Genomic DNA, 260 nt, shown 5'->3' on the forward strand with positions numbered 1-260 from the left:
TCTTTTCGTTGTTTAGTTGGGATATATAATATTTGAGTAAAAAAATGTAGTTTTAAATATACATATAAGAAGACCGTAATTCCTAAATTCATAAGGATTACGGTCTTTTTGTGTAATTCAAATTTTTATTGATAAATATTTACTACTTAATAAAGTTGCCTATAAAGTTGCCTATATTAATATCTCAAACCTCAAAATCCTTAGACCCTCTAGTCTGGAATGGAATTCTGGTGGATGCTCAGCCGTGGAAGTCTCTTAGC

Origin of the sequence: Companilactobacillus mindensis DSM 14500, from assembly GCF_001434275.1 — a bacterium.
GTDB lineage: Bacteria > Bacillota > Bacilli > Lactobacillales > Lactobacillaceae > Companilactobacillus > Companilactobacillus mindensis.